Raw genomic sequence first — 6,197 nt, forward strand, 5'->3', positions numbered from 1 at the left:
CACGGGTGGTTATGACTTTCATTGAGTATAAGTCAAGTAATCACTTTGAAGTTTCAAAGCTTACTTTTAAGTTTTCTTTAAGAAAACTATATTATTCTGAAGAACTCTAAAATTTCACAGCCATTTATTAGCAATGACTACAGAATTCCTGGTCATTACTAGAAATGGACTAGTTTCTTTGAATAATAGAACTCCTTAATCCTTCTATTCTAGAACGGGAGGGCCGGTATTTCTTTCATGATAGGACTAGATTGTGGTATAATAGAGAGAATAAGTTTTTTTAGTAAGACAAAGGAGAAAATAGATGATTTATGCAGGAATTCTTGCTGGTGGAACTGGCACACGCATGGGAATCAGTAACTTGCCAAAACAATTTTTAGAGCTAGGTGATCGACCTATTTTGATTCATACAATTGAAAAATTTGTCTTGGAACCAAGTATTGAAAAAATTGTAGTTGGGGTTCATGGAGACTGGGTTTCTCATGCAGAAGATCTTGTAGATAAATATCTTCCTCTTCATAAGGATCGTATCATCATTACAAAGGGTGGTGCTGACCGTAATACGAGTATTGAGAAAATCATTGAAGCTATTGATGCTTATCGTCCGCTTACTCCAGAGGACATTGTTGTTACCCACGATTCTGTTCGTCCATTTATTACACTTCGCATGATTCAGGACAATATCCAACTTGCCCAAAATCATGACGCAGTGGACACAGTGGTAGAAGCGGTTGATACTATCGTTGAAAGTACCAATGGTCAATTTATTACAGATATTCCAAATCGTGCTCACCTTTATCAAGGACAAACACCTCAAACATTCCGTTGCAAGGATTTCCTGGACCTTTATGGATCTCTTTCTGATGAAGAGAAGGAAATCTTGACAGATGCATGTAAAATCTTTGTGATCAAAGGAAAAGATGTGGCCTTGGCCAAAGGCGAATACTCAAATCTGAAGGTTACAACCGTAACAGATTTGAAGATTGCAAAAAGTATGATTGAGAAAGACTAGTAAAATGATTAATCAAATTTATCAACTAATTAAGCCTAAGTTTATCAATGTCAAATACCAGGAAGAGGCTATTGACCAAGAGAATCATATCCTTATCCGTCCCAACTACATGGCGGTCTGTCATGCGGATCAGCGTTACTACCAAGGAAAACGTGATCCAAAGATTTTGAATAAAAAGCTTCCAATGGCAATGATTCACGAGTCATGTGGAACCGTTATTTCTGACCCGACAGGAACCTACGAAGTTGGTCAAAAAGTTGTCATGATTCCCAATCAGTCTCCTATGCAGAGTGATGAAGAATTCTATGAGAACTACATGACAGGGACTCATTTCTTATCTAGTGGATTTGATGGCTTTATGAGAGAGTTTGTTTCTCTCCCTAAAGATCGTGTGGTAGCTTATGATGCTATTGAAGATACGGTTGCAGCCATTACAGAGTTTGTCAGTGTCGGTATGCACGCTATGAATCGCCTATTGACTCTTGCTCATAGCAAGCGGGAGCGGATCGCTGTTATTGGAGATGGAAGTTTAGCTTTTGTGGTTGCCAATATTATCAACTATACTTTGCCAGAAGCAGAGATCGTGGTTATTGGTCGTCATTGGGAAAAATTGGAACTCTTCTCTTTTGCCAAAGAATGCTATATTACGGATAATATTCCTGAAGATTTGGCCTTTGACCATGCTTTTGAGTGTTGTGGTGGTGATGGTACTGGACCAGCCATTAATGACTTGATTCGCTATATTCGTCCTCAGGGAACGATTCTCATGATGGGTGTTAGCGAGTATAAAGTCAATCTCAATACACGCGATGCCTTAGAAAAAGGCTTGCTCTTGGTTGGATCCTCTCGTTCTGGTCGCATTGATTTTGAAAATGCCATCCAAATGATGGAAGTCAAGAAATTTGCCAATCGTCTTAAAAATATCCTTTATCTAGAAGAACCTGTAAGAGAAATTAAAGATATTCACCGTGTCTTTGCAACCGATTTAAACACAGCCTTTAAAACCGTGTTTAAGTGGGAAGTATAAGTGCTGGAGGTTAATTGTGGAGAAAATCATTAAAGAAAAAATTTCTTCCCTACTTAGTCAAGAAGAGGAAATCCTCAGTGTTGAACAACTGGGGGGAATGACCAATCAAAACTATTTGGTCAAAACAACAAATAAGCAATACATTGTTAAGTTCTTTGGTAAAGGGACAGAAAAGCTTATCAATCGTCAAGATGAAAAGTACAATCTTGAACTACTAAAGGATTTAGACTTAGATGTAAAAAATTATCTTTTTGATATTGAGGCTGGTATCAAAGTAAATGAGTATATCGAATCTGCGATTACGCTTGATTCAAGGTCAATCAAGACCAAACTCGATAAAATTGCTCCAATATTACAAACTATTCATGCTTCTGGCAAGGAATTAAGAGGAGAATTTGTTCCTTTTGAAGAAATCAAAAAATACGAATCCTTGATTGAAGAGAAAATCCCTTATGCCAACTATGAAGCTGTTCGAGAAGAAGTCTTCTCCTTAGAGAAAAGACTGGCTGACTTAGGTGTTGACAGAAAATCTTGTCATATCGATTTGGTGCCTGAAAACTTTATCGAGTCACCACAAGGACGACTTTATCTGATTGACTGGGAATATTCATCAATGAACGATCTAATGTGGGATTTGGCTGCTCTCTTTTTAGAGTCTGAATTCACTCGTCAAGAGGAAGAAGCCTTCTTGTCTCACTATGAGAGTGAGCAAACACCTGTCTCTCGTGAAAAGATTGCTATTTATAAAATTTTACAAGACACTATTTGGAGTCTATGGACTGTCTATAAGGAAGAGCAAGGTGCAGATTTTGGTGACTATGGTGTGAATCGTTACCAAAGAGCTGTTAAAGGTTTGGCTTCTTATGGAGGTTCAGATGAAAAGTAAAAACGGAGTTCCTTTTGGCCTTCTCTCAGGTATTTTCTGGGGCTTGGGTCTAACGGTTAGTGCTTATATCTTTTCGATTTTTACAGATTTGTCACCCTTTGTGGTGGCTGCAGCTCATGATTTTTTGAGCATCTTTATCTTACTAGCTTTTCTCTTGGTAAAAGAAGGAAAAGTTCGCCTCTCGATTTTCTTAAATATTCGCAATGTCAGTGTTATCATCGGAGCCTTGCTAGCAGGTCCTATTGGTATGCAGGCCAATCTTTATGCGGTTAAGTATATCGGAAGTTCCTTAGCTTCATCTGTATCGGCTATTTACCCTGCAATTTCAGTTTTATTGGCTTTCTTCTTTTTGAAGCACAAGATTTCAAAAAATACTGTATTTGGGATTGTCTTGATTATTGGAGGGATAATTGCTCAGACCTATAAGGTTGAACAGGTTAATTCCTTCTACATTGGTATTCTCTGTGCTTTAGTTTGTGCTATTGCATGGGGGAGTGAGAGTGTCCTTAGCTCCTTTGCCATGGAAAGTGAATTGAGTGAAATTGAGGCCCTCTTAATCCGTCAAGTAACTTCATTCTTGTCCTATCTTGTGATTGTGCTCTTCTCTCATCAGTCATTTGCAGAAGTGGCCAATGGACAATTACTAGGTCTCATGATTGTCTTTGCAGCCTTTGATATGATTTCTTACTTGGCTTATTATATCGCTATCAATCGCTTGCAACCAGCCAAGGCTACAGGTTTGAACGTGAGTTATGTAGTTTGGACTGTCTTGTTTGCAGTTGTTTTCTTGGGTGCACCGCTAGATATGCTGACCATTATGACGTCACTTGTCGTCATTGCTGGAGTTTATATTATTATTAAAGAATAAAGGAGATTCGTGTGAAAGCCATTATCTTAGCAGCGGGATTGGGAACTCGCTTGCGTCCTATGACTGAAAATACCCCTAAAGCCTTGGTTCAGGTTAATCAAAAACCCTTGATTGAATACCAAATTGAGTTTCTCAAAGAAAAAGGAATCGATGACATCATCATCATCGTTGGTTACCTTAAAGAACAATTCGATTATTTAAAAGAGAAATACGGAGTTCGCCTCGTTTTCAATGATAAATACGCTGATTACAATAACTTTTACTCTCTCTATCTTGTAAAAGAAGAATTGGCCAACAGCTATGTTATTGATGCCGATAATTATCTCTTTAAAAATATGTTCCGCAATGATTTGACACGTTCGACTTATTTTAGTGTTTATCGTGAAGATTGTACCAACGAATGGTTCTTGGTCTATGGAGATGACTACAAGGTTCAAGACATTATTGTTGATAGCAAGGCAGGTCGCATCCTTAGTGGTGTATCCTTCTGGGATGCTCCAACTGCAGAAAAGATTGTCAGCTTTATCGATAAGGCTTATGCAAGTGGCGAATTTGTTGATCTCTACTGGGACAATATGGTTAAGGATAATATCAAAGAGCTAGATGTCTATGTCGAAGAATTAGAAGGCAATAGTATCTATGAAATCGATAGTGTCCAAGACTACCATAAATTAGAAGAAATTCTTAAAAACGAAAATTAAAGATTCCAACATCTGACAAAATAGTCGGATGTTTTTTTGATTTTTTACGAACTTTTACGAATAGATAGATGAGTAGAAAAAGAAATGGAGTTATTTATGAAAATCACAAACTATGAAATCTATAAGTTAAAAAAATCAGGTTTGACCAATCAACAGATTTTGAAAGTGCTAGAATACGGTGAAAATGTTGATCAGGAGCTTTTGTTGGGTGATATTGCAGATATATCAGGTTGCCGTAATCCAGCCGTTTTTATGGAACGTTATTTTCAGATAGACGATGCGCATTTGTCGAAAGAGTTTCAAAAATTTCCATCTTTCTCTATTTTAGATGACTGTTATCCTTGGGATTTGAGTGAAATATATGATGCGCCTGTACTTTTATTTTACAAGGGAAATCTTGACCTCCTGAAATTCCCGAAGGTAGCGGTCGTGGGCAGTCGTGCTTGTAGCAAACAGGGAGCTAAGTCAGTTGAAAAAGTCATTCAAGGCTTGGAAAATGAACTGGTTATCGTCAGTGGATTAGCCAAGGGCATTGACACAGCAGCTCATATGGCAGCTCTTCAAAATGGCGGAAAAACCATTGCAGTGATTGGAACAGGACTGGATGTGTTTTATCCTAAAGCCAATAAACGTTTGCAAGACTACATCGGCAATGATCATCTGGTTCTCAGTGAATATGGACCTGGCGAACAACCTCTGAAATTTCATTTTCCTGCCCGTAATCGCATCATTGCTGGACTTTGCCGTGGCGTGATTGTAGCAGAGACTAAGATGCGCTCGGGGAGTCTCATTACCTGTGAGCGAGCAATGGAAGAAGGACGCGATGTCTTTGCTATTCCTGGTAGCATTTTAGATGGGCTATCAGATGGTTGCCATCATTTGATTCAAGAAGGGGCAAAATTGGTCACCAGTGGGCGAGATGTGCTTGCGGAATTTGAATTTTAAACATTATATAAGCTAGAATACTGAGAAAAATCAATTTTTAATAGAAAATGAAGTAAATATCCCCACAATAAATGCATAGTATCAGTTTTTTCAGCACTTGATATTATGCGTTTTTTCTAAGTGAATAAGTAGAGTGGAGGACTTTTCCCAGAGGAAGGAAAGCAATTTAGTGTAATTGAGAAAGGAGAGTTGCTTGTGACTAATCTTGGTCAGCTTATTATCAGGGAGCTGTATCGTCTCAAGTATTGCCAGTAAGGAAAAATAAATTCTTCAAAAGTAGAGATTACAAGGCTTGTTTAAGAAAGAATTCAAAGACCTTGACAGATAAAAATAAAATGGTTATTATAAAAAATGGTCTGAAATTGATGATGACACTCTTCGAAAATCTTTTTACGTCATCAGCTTTGTCTTGCTGTGTTTTGAGCAAGCTACGGTGAGCTTCCGAGTTTGATTTTCATTTACTAGAAATGAAACTGATGAGAGACATCAGTAGACATTTGCGTCAGGATATGATGGAAAATGATAAAAAGACCTCATGAGATTGGCATATCAGACTACTAAAGTATTGAGTTTGTTAGGATTTTATACTCAATGAAAATCAAAGAGCAAACTAGGAAGCTAGCCGCAGGTTGCTCAAAACACTGTTTTGAGGTTGTAGATGAAACTGACGAAGTCAGTAACCATACCTACGGCAAGGTGAAGCTGACGTGGTTTGAAGAGATTTTAGAAGAGTATTAATGATAGATAAAGTGGTCAGG

The 6,197-nt window shown here is 37.9% G+C and carries 7 protein-coding genes; all 7 read left to right on the forward strand.

Annotation, left to right across the window (positions count from 1 at the left end; all coding sequences use genetic code 11):
* Nucleotides 1–304 precede the first annotated feature (304 nt).
* The 7 genes from HT671_RS10960 to HT671_RS11420 all read left to right on the forward strand — a co-directional run bounded on the left by HT671_RS10960 (nt 305) and on the right by HT671_RS11420 (nt 6,177).
* Entirely contained in the window at nt 305–1,012 is a 708-nt protein-coding gene (locus tag HT671_RS10960) for a 2-C-methyl-D-erythritol 4-phosphate cytidylyltransferase (RefSeq protein ID WP_138703428.1), read from the forward strand.
* A gap of 4 nt (nt 1,013–1,016) precedes the next feature.
* Nucleotides 1,017–2,039: a ribitol-5-phosphate dehydrogenase gene (locus tag HT671_RS10965; protein ID WP_050261491.1), complete on the forward strand. Its 1,023-nt coding sequence runs from the start codon at nt 1,017–1,019 to the stop codon at nt 2,037–2,039.
* Between the two features lie 16 nt (nt 2,040–2,055).
* Nucleotides 2,056–2,925, forward strand: a complete 870-nt coding sequence (locus tag HT671_RS10970) for a phosphotransferase family protein (RefSeq protein WP_119947171.1) — start codon at nt 2,056–2,058, stop codon at nt 2,923–2,925.
* Nucleotides 2,915–3,793, forward strand: coding sequence for a DMT family transporter (locus HT671_RS10975; RefSeq protein WP_050261493.1), 879 nt, complete (start codon nt 2,915–2,917; stop codon nt 3,791–3,793). Before HT671_RS10970 ends, HT671_RS10975 begins: the two co-directional genes overlap by 11 nt.
* An 11-nt stretch (nt 3,794–3,804) precedes the next feature.
* The gene (locus HT671_RS10980) at nt 3,805–4,494 is read left to right on the forward strand and encodes a CTP--phosphocholine cytidylyltransferase (protein WP_045611822.1); all 690 of its coding nucleotides are present in this window, start codon (nt 3,805–3,807) and stop codon (nt 4,492–4,494) included.
* 96 nt (nt 4,495–4,590) lie between these two features.
* The gene (gene dprA / locus HT671_RS10985) at nt 4,591–5,439 is read left to right on the forward strand and encodes a DNA-processing protein DprA (RefSeq protein ID WP_172923162.1); all 849 of its coding nucleotides are present in this window, start codon (nt 4,591–4,593) and stop codon (nt 5,437–5,439) included.
* Nucleotides 5,440–6,030: 591 nt separating this feature from the next.
* Nucleotides 6,031–6,177 (forward strand): hypothetical protein, encoded by a 147-nt coding sequence (locus tag HT671_RS11420; RefSeq protein WP_024477971.1) that lies wholly within the window; start codon nt 6,031–6,033, stop codon nt 6,175–6,177.
* Nucleotides 6,178–6,197 lie beyond the last annotated feature (20 nt).

The sequence above is a fragment of the Streptococcus sp. 2741 genome (assembly GCF_013276315.1).
Classification (GTDB): domain Bacteria; phylum Bacillota; class Bacilli; order Lactobacillales; family Streptococcaceae; genus Streptococcus; species Streptococcus pseudopneumoniae.

What these genes read in the sequence shown, in the direction of transcription:
- HT671_RS10960 (WP_138703428.1), top strand. Translation starts at nt 305, where the DNA reads ATGATTTATGCAGGAATTCTTGCTGGTGGAACTGGCACACGCATGGGA.
- HT671_RS10965 (WP_050261491.1), top strand. Translation starts at nt 1,017, where the DNA reads ATGATTAATCAAATTTATCAACTAATTAAGCCTAAGTTTATCAATGTC.
- HT671_RS10975 (WP_050261493.1), top strand. Translation starts at nt 2,915, where the DNA reads ATGAAAAGTAAAAACGGAGTTCCTTTTGGCCTTCTCTCAGGTATTTTC.
- dprA (WP_172923162.1), top strand. Translation starts at nt 4,591, where the DNA reads ATGAAAATCACAAACTATGAAATCTATAAGTTAAAAAAATCAGGTTTG.
- HT671_RS11420 (WP_024477971.1), top strand. Translation starts at nt 6,031, where the DNA reads ATGAAAATCAAAGAGCAAACTAGGAAGCTAGCCGCAGGTTGCTCAAAA.